Source organism: Mesorhizobium sp. WSM4819, from assembly GCF_055811215.1.
In genome coordinates this window covers 39144-54369 of the sequence record NZ_JBVVQO010000007.1, presented here as the reverse complement: position 1 = coordinate 54369, position 15226 = coordinate 39144, and the positions used below count along the sequence as shown (strand labels likewise).

9 protein-coding genes are annotated in these 15226 nt (G+C 63.0%); all 9 read left to right on the top strand.

Annotated features, from left to right (window positions below):
• Nucleotides 1–141: 141 nt before the first annotated feature.
• Nucleotides 142–1206, top strand: coding sequence for an ABC transporter permease (locus AC0L18_RS08825; protein ID WP_236388051.1), 1065 nt, complete (start codon nucleotides 142–144; stop codon nucleotides 1204–1206).
• Between the two features lie 2 nt (nucleotides 1207–1208).
• Nucleotides 1209–1991, top strand: coding sequence for an ATP-binding cassette domain-containing protein (locus AC0L18_RS08820; protein WP_023802796.1), 783 nt, complete (start codon nucleotides 1209–1211; stop codon nucleotides 1989–1991).
• 258 nt (nucleotides 1992–2249) lie between these two features.
• A complete protein-coding gene (locus AC0L18_RS08815) occupies nucleotides 2250–4712 on the top strand; it encodes a glycogen/starch/alpha-glucan phosphorylase (protein WP_473491662.1) in 2463 nt (820 codons plus the stop codon).
• A gap of 58 nt (nucleotides 4713–4770) precedes the next feature.
• A complete protein-coding gene (glgB, locus tag AC0L18_RS08810; RefSeq protein WP_473491660.1) occupies nucleotides 4771–6984 on the top strand; it encodes a 1,4-alpha-glucan branching protein GlgB in 2214 nt (737 codons plus the stop codon).
• Between the two features lie 36 nt (nucleotides 6985–7020).
• On the top strand, nucleotides 7021–8289 hold the full coding sequence (gene glgC / locus AC0L18_RS08805) for a glucose-1-phosphate adenylyltransferase (RefSeq protein ID WP_077381220.1): 1269 nt from the start codon (nucleotides 7021–7023) through the stop codon (nucleotides 8287–8289).
• Nucleotides 8290–9732: a glycogen synthase GlgA gene (glgA, locus tag AC0L18_RS08800; protein WP_473491658.1), complete on the top strand. Its 1443-nt coding sequence runs from the start codon at nucleotides 8290–8292 to the stop codon at nucleotides 9730–9732.
• 3 nt (nucleotides 9733–9735) lie between these two features.
• Nucleotides 9736–11364, top strand: coding sequence for an alpha-D-glucose phosphate-specific phosphoglucomutase (locus tag AC0L18_RS08795; RefSeq protein ID WP_473491656.1), 1629 nt, complete (start codon nucleotides 9736–9738; stop codon nucleotides 11362–11364).
• Between the two features lie 226 nt (nucleotides 11365–11590).
• Nucleotides 11591–13603: a glycogen debranching protein GlgX gene (gene glgX / locus AC0L18_RS08790; RefSeq protein ID WP_473491655.1), complete on the top strand. Its 2013-nt coding sequence runs from the start codon at nucleotides 11591–11593 to the stop codon at nucleotides 13601–13603.
• Nucleotides 13593–15218 (top strand): beta-galactosidase BglA, encoded by a 1626-nt coding sequence (gene bglA / locus AC0L18_RS08785; protein ID WP_473491654.1) that lies wholly within the window; start codon nucleotides 13593–13595, stop codon nucleotides 15216–15218. The genes glgX and bglA overlap by 11 nt, the downstream gene beginning before the upstream one ends.
• The last annotated feature ends 8 nt before the right edge of the window (nucleotides 15219–15226 follow it).

Genomic DNA, 15226 nt, shown 5'->3' with positions numbered 1-15226 from the left:
ACAGACCGAAGCGGCCAGGGGCTTGATCCCCGGCCGCTTCGGGTGGACGATGCGGAAATCGCAAGCGCGAGCAATTCCGGCGGCAGATCGGGAACGGTTGGACGGGCGTCGGCGCGTAGCTGAAGCCTCATGGGAGGAAACATGTCTCAGGTTCAGGAATTCGAAAAGGCTCTCGCGAACAGCGAGACAAGCGTTGCTGCTTTTGACGAGCATGGTACGTCGCTCGTCAAGCGCATCCAGCATTTCCTGCATTCCACTCCGGCTGCGGTGCCGCTGATCGTGCTGGTCCTGTCGATCGCTGTCTTTGGCGTCACGATCGGAGGACGGTTCTTTTCGTCCTACACGCTGACGCTGATCCTGCAGCAGATCGCCATCGTCGGTATTCTCGGCGCCGCGCAGACGCTGGTCATCCTGACAGCCGGCATCGACCTGTCAATCGGCGTGATCATGGTGATTTCGGCCGTGATCATGGGCAATTGCGCGGTCACCTATGGCCTGCCGACCTTGCTTGCCGTGGTGATCGGGCTTGCCGCCGGCGGGGCCTGCGGGCTGCTCAACGGGCTGCTGGTCGCCTACATGAAGCTGCCGCCCTTCATCGTCACGCTCGGCACCTGGAACATCGTCATGGCCACGAACTTCATCTATTCGGCCAATGAGACGATCCGTGACGCCGACGTCGACGTCCAAGCCCCGCTGCTGCATCTGTTTGGCCTGAACTTCAAGGTCGGCACGGCGGTGCTGACGTTCGGCGTCATTGCCATGGTCGTGCTGGTGCTGTTCTTGTGGTATGTGCTCAATCACACGGCATGGGGCCGTCATGTCTACGCTGTCGGCGACGATCCGGAGGCAGCGAAGCTGTCGGGCATCCAGACCAAGAAGGTGCTGATCTCGGTCTACACGCTTGCCGGGCTGATCGCCGCTTTCGCTGCCTGGGTCTCCATCGGCCGCAACGGCTCGATCTCGCCGTCCGCTGCCGTCACCGACTACAATTTGCAGGCGATCACCGCGACGGTGATCGGCGGCATTTCCCTCTTCGGCGGGCGCGGCTCTATTCTGGGCACGCTGTTCGGCGCGATGATCGTCGGCGTCGTTTCGATGGGCCTCAACATGCTGGGCGCCGATCCGCAATGGAAAGTGCTGCTCACCGGTGTGCTGATCATCGGCGCCGTGGCGATCGACCAGTGGATCAGAAAGGTTTCGGTGTAACCATGACCCAGGAGCCCATCCTCACCGCGCGCGGCCTCGTCAAGCGCTACGGCCGCGTCACCGCACTGAACAGCTGCGACTTCGATCTCTATCCGGGAGAGATCCTGGCCGTGATCGGCGACAATGGAGCCGGCAAGTCGACGCTGATCAAGGCGATCTCGGGCGCCGTTGTCCCGGACGAGGGGATCATCGAGTTGGACGGCAAGCAGGTGCTCTTCAAGTCGCCCATCGAAGCCCGCGAAGCCGGCATCGAAACCGTCTACCAGAACCTGGCGCTGTCGCCGGCGCTGTCGATCGCCGACAACATGTTCCTCGGTCGCGAGATCCGCAAACCGGGTTTTCTGGGCGACTGGCTGCGCATGCTCGACCGCCCGGCAATGGAAAAGCGCGCCCGCGACAAGCTCACCGAACTTGGCCTGATGACCATCCAGAACATCAGCCAGGCCGTGGAAACGCTCTCGGGCGGCCAACGCCAGGGCGTGGCGGTGGCGCGCGCCGCCGCCTTCGGCTCGAAGATGGTCATCATGGATGAGCCGACGGCGGCGTTAGGCGTCAAGGAGAGCCGCCGCGTGCTCGAACTGATCCTCGACGTGAAGAAGCGCGGCCTGCCGATCGTGCTGATCTCCCACAACATGCCGCATGTCTTCGAGGTGGCCGACCGCATTCACATCCATCGGCTGGGCCGTCGCCTCTGTGTCATCGATCCCAAGCAATATACGATGTCGGACGCCGTCGCCTTCATGACCGGAGCGAAGCTTCCGCCGGAGGCGGCACTGGCGGCCTGATGCATGTCGCCCAAAAGCATGCCCTCGGGCGCGAACCGAGGGTGCGCTGCGGTTTTGGGACGATATGCACATAACTAAGACTCTAAGATGCGTCGCAGACGCCGCCCAAACGCGACGCACTTCAAGTTGCTAAAACCGCCGCTGGGTAAGCTTCCCCGCGGCAATCTAACTCGATTGAACGCATAACAATATGCGCTAGCATGGGCTGGGAGGAATGGTGAAAGCCGGTATGATCATGGCAACCGCACGAGAGGCAGCATGACGCGCGCGATGACATCCAAAACCCCCATTCTCGAAAACTCCGATCCCAAGGCGCTTGCCGACGAAGTCTTGAAGGCCCTCAAATACAGGCTCGGCAAGGGGACCAGTGTCGCGACGCAATACGACTGGCTCACCGCCTCGATAAAGGTCGTGCGCGACCATATCGTCGATCATTGGATGCAGGCAACGCAAGAGGCCTACGCCCATCAGGAAAAGCGCGTCTATTACCTGTCACTGGAATTCCTCATCGGTCGCCTGATGCGCGACGCCTTCTCCAATCTCGGCCTGATGGACAATATGCGCGAAGCGCTGCGGTCTCTCGGCGTCGACCTCGACCTCATCGCGGCCCTCGAACCAGATGCAGCGCTTGGCAATGGCGGTCTCGGCCGGCTCGCCGCCTGCTTCATGGAAAGCATGGCAACCGTCGACATTCCCGCGCATGGCTATGGCATTCGCTACGCCAATGGCATGTTCCGGCAGGAAATCCATGGCGGCTGGCAGGTTGAGCTGCCCGAGACCTGGCTCGATCACGGCAACCCCTGGGAGTTCGAGCGGCGCGAACGCTCATTCGAGGTCGGTTTCGGCGGCTCGGTGGAATCGATCACCTCGAAGGACGGCAGGCTTGAGCGCCACGTCTGGAAGCCGATCGAACATGTTCTGGCGGTTGCCTACGATACGCCGGTGGTTGGCTGGCGGGCCAACCGCGTCAACACGCTGCGGCTCTGGTCCGGCATGCCGATCGATCCGATCCTGCTCGACAAGTTCAACGCCGGCGACCACATCGGTGCGCTCGCCGAAAGCAACAAGGCCGATGCCTTGTCGCGCGTCCTTTACCCTGCCGATTCCCACAAGGCCGGTCAGGAGCTGCGCCTCAGGCAAGAGTATTTCTTTTCCACCGCATCGTTGCAGGATATCATTCAGCGTCATCTCAGCCAGTATGGCGACCTGCAGTCGCTGCCCGACAAGGCGGCGATCCATCTGAACGACACCCATCCGGCCATCGCCGTGCCCGAGCTGATGCGCCTGTTGATGGATGTCCACGGCATGGATTTCGATCAGGCCTGGAGCATCACCAAGCGCACTTTCGGCTACACCAACCACACACTGCTTCCAGAGGCGCTCGAAAGCTGGCCGGTGCCGCTGTTCGAGCGGCTGTTGCCGCGCCATATGCAGATCGTCTACGCCATCAACGCCGAAGTGCTGCTGGAGGCGCGCGCCTCCGATCAGTTTTCTGACGAGCAGATCAGCCAGATCTCGCTGATACAGGAAAACGGCGAGCGCCGGGTGCGCATGGGCAATCTGGCGTTTGTCGGCTCGCACTCGATCAACGGCGTCTCTGCCCTTCACACCGAGCTGATGAAGGAAACGGTGTTTGCCGAGCTCCACCGACTCTACCCCGACCGCATCAACAACAAGACCAACGGCATCACGCCGCGGCGCTGGCTGATCCAGTGCAATCCCGGTCTCACCGCGCTCACCCGCGAGGCGATCGGCGACCGCTTCCTCGACGATATAGACGCGATCAAGGAGCTCGATGCCTTTGCCGACGACGCCGCCTTCCGCGACAAGTTCGCGGCAGTCAAGCGGGCGAACAAGGCCAAGCTCGCCAATCTCGTCGCCGACCGCCTCGGCATCAGGATCGATCCCTCGGCGCTGTTCGACATCCAGATCAAGCGCATCCACGAATACAAACGCCAGCTCCTGAACATCCTCGAAACAGTCGCGCTCTACGACCAGATCCGCTCCCATCCCGAGCGCAACTGGATGCCACGCGTCAAGTTCTTCGGCGGCAAGGCGGCGCCCAGCTATCACAATGCCAAGCTGATCATCAAACTCGCCAACGACGTCGCCAAAGTCATCAACCGCGACCCGGCCGTTCGCGGCTTGCTCAAAGTGGTGTTCGTGCCGAACTACAATGTCAGCCTGGCCGAGATCATGATCCCGGCCGCCGATCTTTCGGAGCAGATATCGACCGCCGGGATGGAAGCCTCCGGCACCGGCAACATGAAATTTGCGCTGAACGGTGCGCTGACCATCGGCACGCTCGACGGCGCCAATGTCGAGATCAAGGAATGCGTCGGCGACGACAACATCTTCGTTTTCGGCCTGACCACCGAAGAGGTCGCCGAGCGGCGCAGCAACGGCTACGATCCGCGATCGGTGATCGAAGCCTCTCCCGAACTGGCGCAGGCCGTGGCTGCCGTTTCGACGGGCGTCTTTTCGCCTGACGATCCGGAACGCTATCGCGACCTGATGAACGGCCTCTATCAGAGCGACTGGTTCATGGTCGCCGCGGATTTCGATGCCTACGCCTCAACCCAGCGCGATGTCGACGCCGTCTGGCGCGACAGCCCGGATTGGTACGCCAGGGCAATTCGCAATGTCGCCCGCGTCGGCTGGTTCTCGTCCGATCGCACGATCCGCCAATATGCGAAAGAAATCTGGAACGTGCCCGTTTGATATGATTGCATGAGGCCACGAACAACGTGGTCCGGGTGCCGGGGAGGGTCACTGCCTGATGAGGAAGCCGCGCGCGACCGCTGCGACAAGCGGGCCGGATGGACTGGCGTCAGCCGGTGATGTCGCGGCAATTGTCGCCGGCACGCATGGTGATCCTTTCGCTGTCCTCGGTGTGCACGAGGTCGACAAGGGCTTTGTCGCCCGCTGCTTTGTCCCTCATGCCGAGTTCGTCACTGCCTATACGCTGACCGGCAAGAACGCCGGCGAACTCTCCAGGCGCGACGAAGGCGGCTTCTTCGAGGGCAGCCTGTCGCTCAGAAAGCGTCAGCCGCTGCGCTATCACGCGCGCAATGCCGGCGGTGACTGGTGGCTGACCGATCCCTATTCGTTCGGTCCGGTACTGGGTCCGCTGGACGACTATTACATCGCCGAAGGTTCGCACCTCAGGCTGTTCGACAAGCTCGGGGCGCATCTCATCGATCACGAGGGTGCATCCGGCGTGCATTTCGCCGTCTGGGCGCCCAATGCAAGGCGCGTTTCGGTGGTCGGCGACTTCAACGAATGGGACGGCCGCAGGCATACGATGCGCGTCCGCCGCGACACCGGCATCTGGGAGTTGTTCATCCCCGACATCGGTGCCGGACGGCCATACAAATACGAGATCATCGGGCCCGATGGCGTGAGGCTGCCGCTGAAGGCCGATCCGTTCGCTTTCAAGTCCGAACTGCGACCGGCCACCGCTTCGGTGACGGCGCTTCCGCCGGCGCATCAATGGGGTGACGAGGCGCACCGCGATTTCTGGCGCAACGCCGACGCCCGCCGCGAGGCGGTGTCGATCTATGAGGTCCATGCCGGCTCCTGGCAGCTTCACGACGACGGCAGCTTCCTGTCATGGGACGAGCTTGCCTACCGGCTGATCCCGTATGTTGTCGACACGGGTTTCACCCATATCGAACTCATGCCGATCTCCGAACATCCCTATGATCCGTCCTGGGGCTATCAGACGACGGGCCTCTACGCGCCGTCGGCCCGCTTCGGCGATCCGGACGGTTTTGCCCGGTTCGTCGACGGCGCCCACCGCGCCGGCATCGGCGTCATCCTGGACTGGGTGCCGGCGCATTTTCCGGTGGACGCGCATGGCCTGGCCAATTTCGACGGCACCGCGCTCTATGAGCATGCCGACCCGCGCAAGGGCTTCCATCCCGACTGGAACACCGCGATCTACAATTTCGGCCGGCGCGAGGTGGTCTCGTTCCTGGTCAACAATGCGCTGTTCTGGGCCGAAAAATACCATGTCGACGGTTTGCGCGTCGATGCCGTCGCCTCGATGCTCTACCTCGACTATTCGCGCAAGGCCGGCGAATGGATTCCCAACGAAAAAGGCGGGCGCGAAAACCTCGAGGCGGTCAGCTTCCTCCAGAGGATGAACAAGGAAGTCTATGGCCATCATCCGGGTGTGATGACGATCGCCGAGGAATCGACCTCATGGCCAAAAGTTTCGCAGCCGGTACATGAGGGCGGGCTGGGTTTCGGCTTCAAGTGGAACATGGGCTTCATGCACGACACGCTGGAGTATTTCTCCAAAGAGCCGATTTTCCGCAAGCATCACCACGGCGACATCACCTTCGGTCTGGTCTACGCCTTCTCAGAGAATTTCGTGCTGCCGCTCTCCCATGACGAGGTCGTGCACGGCAAGGGGACGCTGCTTGGCAAGATGGCCGGCGACGACTGGCAGAAATTCGCGACGCTGCGCGCCTACTACGCCTTCATGTGGGGCTACCCCGGCAAGAAGCTGTTGTTCATGGGGCAGGAATTCGCCCAGCGCCGCGAGTGGAGCGAGGCGCGCGCACTCGACTGGAACCTGCTCGATTTCCGGGCCCACCGCGGCGTCTGGCAGACGGTGCGCGATCTCAACTATCTCTACCGCTCACGGCCGGCGTTGCATGCGCGCGATTGCGAACCGGAGGGCTTTTCCTGGCTGATCGTCGACGACAGCGCCAACTCGGTCTTTGCATGGCTGCGCAGTGCACCGGGCGGAGCCCCGGTCGCCGTCATCTCCAATTTTACGCCGGTGCCGCGCGACAATTACCGCGTGCCGTTGCCAATGGCTGGAAGATGGCGCGAGATCATCAACACGGACGCCTCCGACTATGGCGGTTCCGGCAAGGGCAATGACGGTGCCGTCGAGGCTCGGAAGGAAGCAGGAGGCATCTCGGCGACGATGCTGTTGCCGCCGCTGTCGACGATCATGCTCGAATTTGCTCCGGACTAGGCGATGTCTCGCAGCGCGTAACTTGGGAGGATAAGAATGGCAGAGATAAAACGGACCCAGCCGCTGGCGCGCGATGCCATGGCCTATGTTCTGGCCGGCGGCCGTGGCAGCCGCCTCAAGGAATTGACCGACCGGCGCGCCAAACCGGCGGTCTATTTCGGCGGCAAGACGCGCATCATCGATTTTGCGCTCTCCAATGCGCTCAATTCCGGTATTCGCCGCCTCGGCGTGGCCACCCAGTACAAGGCGCACTCGCTGATCCGCCACCTGCAGCGCGGCTGGAACTTCCTTCGGCCCGAGCGCAACGAGAGCTTCGACATCCTGCCGGCCAGTCAGCGCGTATCGGAAACGCAATGGTATGAGGGCACGGCCGATGCCGTCTACCAGAACATCGACATCATCGAGGCCTACGGGCCCGAATACATGGTCATCCTGGCCGGCGATCACGTCTACAAGATGGACTATGAGCTGATGCTTCGCCAGCATGTCGACGCCGGCGCCGACGTCACCGTCGGCTGCCTCGAAGTGCCGCGCATGGAGGCGACCGGCTTCGGCGTCATGCATGTCGACAAGAAGGACACCATCATCTCCTTCATCGAGAAGCCCGCCGATCCGCCCGGCATTCCCGACAAGCCGGATTTTGCCCTGGCCTCGATGGGCATCTACGTATTCAAGACCAAGTTCCTGATGGAGCAGCTGCGCCGCGACGCGGCCGAACCGGGCTCAAGCCGTGACTTCGGCAAGGACATCATCCCCTATGTCGTCGAGCACGGCAAGGCGATCGCCCATCGCTTCGCCAAATCCTGCGTGCGCTCGACCGCCGAGAACGAAGCCTACTGGCGCGATGTCGGGACCGTCGACGCCTATTGGGAAGCCAATATCGACCTCACCGACATCACGCCCGAGCTCGATCTCTACGACCGCGACTGGCCGATCTGGACCTATGCCGAGCTGAAGCCGCCGGCGAAGTTCGTGCATGACGAGGATGGTCGCCGTGGCTCGGCGGTATCCTCGCTGGTCTCGGGCGATTGCATCGTCTCAGGCGCGTCGCTGAAGCGAAGCCTGATCTTCACCGGCGCGCGCATCAACTCCTATTCGACGCTCGAGGACGTCGTCATGCTGCCCGACTGCCAGGTCGGCCGCAGCGCGAGATTGAAGCGCGTGGTGATCGATCATGGCGTCAGGATTCCCGAAGGGCTCGTGGTCGGCGAGGATCCCGTCCTCGACGCCAAGCGCTTCCGCGTTTCCGAAAAGGGCATCTGCCTCGTCACGCAGGCCATGATCGACAAACTGGGACTGTCGTGAATGCAGGTCCTGTCGGTCACGCCCGAAATATTCCCTCTGATCAAGACTGGCGGGCTTGCCGACGTGACCGGCGCGTTGCCCATCGCGCTCGCCGGCAAGGGCGTGGCGATGCGCACGCTTGTTCCCGGCTATCCCCAGATCATCGATGCCTTCAAGAAGAAAAAACCCGTTCACCACTATCCGCTGCTGCAAGGCGGCAAGGCTTCGGTCCATGCCGTCCAGATCGCCGGGCTCGACCTGTTCGTGCTCGACGCGCCGCATCTGTTCGATCGCCCCGGCGGCCCCTATGGCAATGCCACCGGCGCCGACTGGCCGGACAATTGGCGGCGTTTCGCGGCCCTGAGCCAGGTTGGCGGCGACATCGCCGGCGGCGCCGTCTCGGGTTACCAGCCTGACATCGTCCATGCCCATGACTGGCAATCGGCGATGTCGCTGGCCTATATGCGCTACGGCAAGGCGGTCGGCACGCCGTCAATGATCACCGTCCACAATCTCGCTTTCCAGGGCCAGTTCGGCGCCGGCATCTTTGGCGAACTCGGCTTGCCGGCGGCGGCCATGGCGCTCGACGGCGTCGAATATTACGGCGGCGTCGGTTTCCTCAAGGCTGGCCTGCAGGCCGCCTGGGCCATCACCACAGTCAGCCCGACCTATGCGCAGGAGATCCGCTCGCCGGAATTCGGCATGGGGCTCGATGGCCTCATCAACATGCGGTCCGTCGATCTCTATGGCATCGTCAACGGCATCGACACCGAGATATGGAACCCTGAAACCGACAAGCATCTGGTCTCCAGCTACACGGCCAGGACGTTGAAGGCGCGGCACCCCAACCGGACCGCCGTCGAGGATCGTTTCAACCTTGACCGCGACGACAGTCCGATCGTCTGCGTGATCAGCCGGCTCACCTGGCAGAAGGGAATGGACATACTGGCAACGGTCGTCGACGGGATTGTTGCGAGGGGTGCCCGCCTGGCGATCCTGGGGTCCGGCGACGCCGGCCTGGAAGGCGCGCTGCTGGCCGCCGCCGCCCGCCATCGCGGTCGCATCGGCGTCGTCGTCGGTTATGACGAGGCGCTTTCCCACACCATGCAGGGCGGCTGTGACGCAATCATCATCCCGTCGCGCTTCGAGCCTTGCGGACTGACGCAGCTTTACGGCCTGCGCTATGGCTGCGTGCCGGTCGTCGCACGCACCGGCGGTCTTGCCGACACGATCATCGACGCCAATGAAGCTGCGATTTCGGCAGGTGTGGCGACCGGCTTCCAGTTCGCACCCGCCGATGCCGGCGCCTTGCTGCACGCTATCCGCCGGCTGGTCGCGGCGCACGCCAACCCTGCGATCTGGACGTCGATGCAGCGGCAAGGCATGAAGGCGGATGTGTCGTGGGATAAAAGCGCAGAAAAATACCTCGAACTCTATCGCTGGCTGCTTTCGAAAAGGGCTTGACGCATGATACGCACCGTCGCCACCAAACCTTATCTCGACCAGAAGCCCGGCACATCCGGGCTGCGCAAGAAAGTGCCGGTGTTCCAGCAGGAGCACTATGCCGAGAACTTCATCCAGTCGATTTTCGATGCGCTGGACGGGTTCAAGGGCAAGACGCTGGTGATCGGCGGCGACGGCCGCTTCTACAACCGCGAGGTCATCCAGAAGGCCATCGCCATGGCGGCGGCAAACGGTTTCGGCAAGGTGATGGTCGGGCAGGGCGGCATCCTGTCGACGCCGGCCGCTTCCAACATCATTCGCAAATACAACACCTTCGGCGGCATAATCCTGTCGGCCAGCCACAATCCGGGCGGCCCGCACGAGGATTTCGGCATCAAATACAATGCCGGCAATGGCGGCCCGGCACCGGAAAAGCTGACCGACGCGATCTTCGCCAAGACCAAGATGATTTCGAGCTTCAAGACCGCCGATATCGGCACGGTCGACCTCGACACGATCGGTACCGTCGAGGCGGGCGGCATGACCGTCGAGGTGATCGACCCGGTCGCCGACTATGCCGAGCTGATGGAAAATCTGTTCGATTTCGATGCGTTGCGTGGGCTGTTCAAGTCAGGCTTCCGCATGCGCTTCGACGCCATGCATGCCGTGACCGGTCCCTATGCCAAGGAGATCCTGGAAAACCGGCTCGGCGCGCCGAAAGGCACCGCCCGCAACTTCGTTCCCCTGCCGGATTTCGGCGGCCACCACCCAGACCCGAACCTGGTCCACGCAAAGCACCTCTATGACGAGATGATGGGACCGGATGCGCCGGATTTCGGCGCCGCTTCCGACGGCGACGGCGACCGCAACCTGATCATCGGCAAGGGCATTTTCGTCACCCCGTCGGATTCGGTGGCTATGCTTGCCGCCAATGCTCATCTGGCGCCGGGCTACAAGGCTGGCCTGAAAGGCATCGCCCGCTCGATGCCGACCAGCGGTGCAGCCGACCGCGTCGCGGAAAAGCTCGGCATCGGCATCTATGAAACGCCGACCGGCTGGAAATTCTTTGGCAATCTGCTCGATGCCGACATGGCGACGATCTGCGGCGAGGAAAGTGCCGGAACCGGCTCCAACCATGTCCGCGAAAAGGACGGGCTGTGGGCCGTGCTTTTGTGGCTCAATATCCTCGCTGCCCGCGGCGAAAGCGCCAAGCAGATCGTCACCGAGCACTGGGCCGCCTATGGCCGCAATTACTACTCACGCCATGACTATGAGGAGGTCGAGACCGACCGCGCCAATGCGCTGGTCGACGAATTGCGGGCCAGGCTCGCTTCCTTGCCCGGCACCAGCGTGCGCGGCATGAAGATCGCCAGCGCCGACGATTTCGCCTATCACGACCCGGTCGACGGCTCGATAGCCAGGAACCAGGGCATCAGGGTGCTGTTCGAAGGCGGATCGCGCGTCGTCTTCCGTCTCTCCGGCACCGGTACCTCGGGGGCGACGCTGCGCGTCTATATCGAGCGCTACGAGCCGGACAAGTCCAGGCACGATCTCGACACGCAGGAGGCGCTTGCCGACCTGATTGCGGCAGCCGATGATATTGCCGGGATACGCAGCCATACCGGCCGCGCCGAGCCGAGCGTGATTACGTGAGTTTGGTTGACAGCCGGCCGTCTGAGTTCGGCCTGCGTTGCGAGGCTCCCCCTTCTCCCCTTGGGGGGGAAGGTGGCCGAGCGAAGCTCGGTCGGATGAGGGGTGTTCCAGCTTGGCGCACACCTTTGCTCAAATCGCCCATGCCTCGTTTCTTCCAGCACCCCTCATCCGTCTCGGCGCTGCGCGCCAATCCACCTTCTCCCACAAGGGGAGAAGGGGTCGCCGTATGAACTCACTCGGTGCCACCGTCACCCGCGGCGGCATCCGCTTTGCCGCATGGTCGTCCGCGGCCAGCCGGCTCTGGGTCTCGATCTTCGACGAGCAGGGAGAGAGGGAGATCGACCGGCTCGAACTCCAGCCGGAAGGCGAGGGCGTTCACGCGCTTTTCGTTACCGGCCTCGCCGCCGGCACCCGATACGGATTTCGCGCCGATGGCGATTATACGCCCGAGAACGGGCTTTGGTTCGATCCCGACAAGCTGCTGGTCGACCCCTATGCCGTCGAAATCGACAGGTCTTATGTCTATGACGTCAGGCTCGCCGCGCGCCGGGGCGAGGGCACGGACACTGCGCCGCTGCTGCCGAAGGCGATTACCGCCACCCTGCCGCGGCCGGTGCCCGTCTTGCCGCCGCTGTTCCAGCCCGGTGGCCTGATCTATGAAGTGCCGGTGCGCGCCTTCACCATGCTGCATCCGGACATCCCGAAGCACCAGCGCGGGACGGTTGCAGCCCTTGCCCATCCGGCTATCGTCGAGCACCTGAAAAAGCTCGGGGTCGGGGCGGTCGAACTGATGCCGGTGACGGCATCGATCGACGAGCGGCATTTGCCGCCGCTCGGGCTGCGCAATGCCTGGGGCTACAATCCCGTGACCTTCATGGCGCTCGACCCGCGCCTGGCGCCCGGCGGTCTCGCTGAATTGCGGCAGACGGTTGCCACGCTGCGTGAGGCCGGTATCGGCGTCATCCTCGATCTTGTCTTCAACCACACCGGCGAAAGCGACAGGCTTGGGCCGACGCTGTCGCTGCGCGGTCTCGACAGCCGCGCCTACTACCGGCATCGGCCGGACGGCAGCTTGATCAACGACACCGGCACCGGCAACACCGTCGCTTGTGATCATCCGGTCGTCAGGGAAATGGTCCTCGACACGCTTCGTCACTTTGTCCGCCATGCCGGCGTCGATGGTTTCCGCTTCGATCTGGCGCCCATTCTGGGGCGGGTCGATGGCGCGTTCGACGCCGCTGCGCCACTGCTCATGGCTATTCGGGATAATCCGCTCCTTGGCGACCGGGTGCTCATCGCCGAGCCATGGGATATCGGCCCGGACGGCTATCAGCTTGGCAATTTTCCGCCGCCCTTCCTCGAATGGAACGACAGATATCGCGACGACATCCGCCGGTTCTGGCGCGGCGACAGCGGGATGGTCGGCGCGCTCGCCACCCGGCTTGCCGGCTCGTCCGACGTGTTTGCCAAGCCAGGCCAGCAGACGAGCCGCAGCGTCAATTTCATCGCCGCGCATGACGGCATGACGCTGGCCGACATTGTTGCCTACGAGCACAAGCACAATGAGGCCAATGGCGAGCAGAACCGCGATGGCCACGACGACAATCTGTCCTGGAACAATGGCGTCGAGGGCGAGACCGGCGACCGGGCGATCGTTACGGCACGTTTCCATGACCGATGTGCGCTGCTGGCCACGCTGTTTGCCTCACGCGGCACGATCATGCTGACCGCCGGAGACGAATTCGGCCGCACCCAGAAGGGCAACAACAACGCCTATGCGCAGGACAACGAGATCACCTGGCTCGACTGGTCCGGGCGCGATCGGGCGCTGGAACAATACGCCGTTTTGCTCGCCGCGACGCGTCGTTGCGTGCCGGCGCTTTCCGACACGCGCTTCCTGACAGGAGAGCCGCCGCCCGGATCAGAGCAACCGGACGCGGTCTGGCTCACTGAAACCGGCACGCCGCTCGACGAGGCAGGCTGGCACGATCCGGCGCGGCACCGCCTGGTCATGATGCTCGGCAGCGATGATTGCCGCCTTGCCGCGGTCATCAATGGCGATCGCCGGGCGTGTATGTTCACGCTGCCGGAGCACGACGGATTTCGCTGGCAGCCAGCCATCGAAGCATCGGACGGCGCAGCCGGAATTTCACGGCCGGTGCCGGGGCGAACGGTGATTTTCATGATCGAACACGAAGCCGCGCAGGCTCAGATAAAGGAGAACCCGAGTGGCAAGTGACCACGCCGAGTGGTGGCGCGGCTGCGTCATCTACCAGATCTACCCGCGCTCCTTCCAGGACACGACGGGGGACGGCAGTGGCGATCTGCGTGGTATCACATCGAGGCTGGCGCATGTCGCATCGCTTAGCGCTGACGCCGTCTGGCTGTCGCCCTTCTTCAAGTCGCCGATGGCCGATATGGGCTACGACGTATCCGACTATACATCCGTCGATCCGATGTTCGGCACATCAGAGGATTTCGACGCAGTGGTCGCCGAGGCGCACAGTCTCGGCCTGAAAGTCATTATCGACCAGGTTCTGTCGCATTCGTCCGACCGGCACGAATGGTTCGTCGAAAGCCGCGCGAGCCGCGATAATCCCAGGGCGGACTGGTATGTCTGGTCCGATCCGAAGCCAGATGGCACCGCGCCCAACAACTGGCTGTCGGTCTTCGGCGGCCCAGCCTGGGAGTGGGACGCGACCCGCAGGCAATATTACATGCACAATTTCCTCGCCTCGCAGCCGGACCTCAATTTCCACAATCCGGAGGTTCAGGACGCCCTGCTGGAAACGGTGCGGTTTTGGCTGGAGCGCGGCGTCGACGGGTTTCGCCTCGATACCGTTAACTACTATGTCCATGACCGCTGGCTGCGCAGCAACCCGCCCCTGGCGTCAAGCGTCGCAGGCACCAACACCGAAACCAATCCGTACCTCTATCAGGAGCATTTGTTTGACAAGACGCAGCCCGAAAACCTGGCTTTCCTCAAGCGGTTTCGGGCGCTGCTCGACGAATATGAGGGCCGCGTCGCTGTCGGCGAGGTCGGCGACGAAGCCCGTTCGTTGCAGACGCTCGCGGCCTACACCGGCGGCGGCGACAAGCTCGACATGTGCTACACATTCGACCTGCTCGGTCCGCAATTCTCGGCGGCGCATGTGCGTGGCTGCGTCGAAGCGTTCGAGAGTGCTGTCTCCGATGGCTGGGTCTGCTGGGCGTTTTCCAACCACGATGTCGTTCGCCATGTGACGCGATGGACAAGGCCCGGCGGCGACCCGGAAAGGACGGCGAAGTTCTCCATCGCGCTGCTGTCATGCCTGCGTGGATCGATCTGCCTCTATCAGGGTGAGGAACTCGGGCTGGAGGAGGCGGAATTGGCGTTCGAGGATCTGCGCGATCCTTACGGCATCCGCTTCTGGCCGGGGTTCAAGGGCAGGGATGGCTGCCGCACGCCGATGGTGTGGGAGAAGGGCGCCAACAATGCCGGCTTTTCAATCGGCAAGCCGTGGCTTCCAATCCCGGAAAGCCATCGCGCCCGCGCGGTCGATATCCAGAACGGCGAGGAAAAGTCAGTTCTGGCCAGCTATCGGGCGATGCTGGCGTTGCGCAAGCGGCATGCGGCGCTGGTACAAGGTTCGATCCGTTTTCTCGATGCCGAGGGCGAAGTGCTTGCCTTCATTCGCGAAGGCGGCGGCGAGAAGGTGCTGTGCGTTTTCAACTTCGCCGAGGAGCCGGCCAACTGGCCGTTGCCGCAGGGTATCGATGTCGCAGAGACGATCGACCTTGGCGCTGGTGCCGCCTTGCAGGAAAAGATTCTGTCGCTGCCGCCGTTGGGCTGCTTTCTCGGACGGGCCGGCTGATCTCTCCA

Excerpts from the sequence above, each read along its gene's own strand:
- AC0L18_RS08825 (WP_236388051.1), top strand. The coding sequence starts at position 142 with ATGTCTCAGGTTCAGGAATTCGAAAAGGCTCTCGCGAACAGCGAGACA.
- AC0L18_RS08820 (WP_023802796.1), top strand. The coding sequence starts at position 1,209 with ATGACCCAGGAGCCCATCCTCACCGCGCGCGGCCTCGTCAAGCGCTAC.
- AC0L18_RS08815 (WP_473491662.1), top strand. The coding sequence starts at position 2,250 with ATGACGCGCGCGATGACATCCAAAACCCCCATTCTCGAAAACTCCGAT.
- glgB (WP_473491660.1), top strand. The coding sequence starts at position 4,771 with ATGAGGAAGCCGCGCGCGACCGCTGCGACAAGCGGGCCGGATGGACTG.
- glgC (WP_077381220.1), top strand. The coding sequence starts at position 7,021 with ATGGCAGAGATAAAACGGACCCAGCCGCTGGCGCGCGATGCCATGGCC.
- glgA (WP_473491658.1), top strand. The coding sequence starts at position 8,290 with ATGCAGGTCCTGTCGGTCACGCCCGAAATATTCCCTCTGATCAAGACT.
- AC0L18_RS08795 (WP_473491656.1), top strand. The coding sequence starts at position 9,736 with ATGATACGCACCGTCGCCACCAAACCTTATCTCGACCAGAAGCCCGGC.
- glgX (WP_473491655.1), top strand. The coding sequence starts at position 11,591 with ATGAACTCACTCGGTGCCACCGTCACCCGCGGCGGCATCCGCTTTGCC.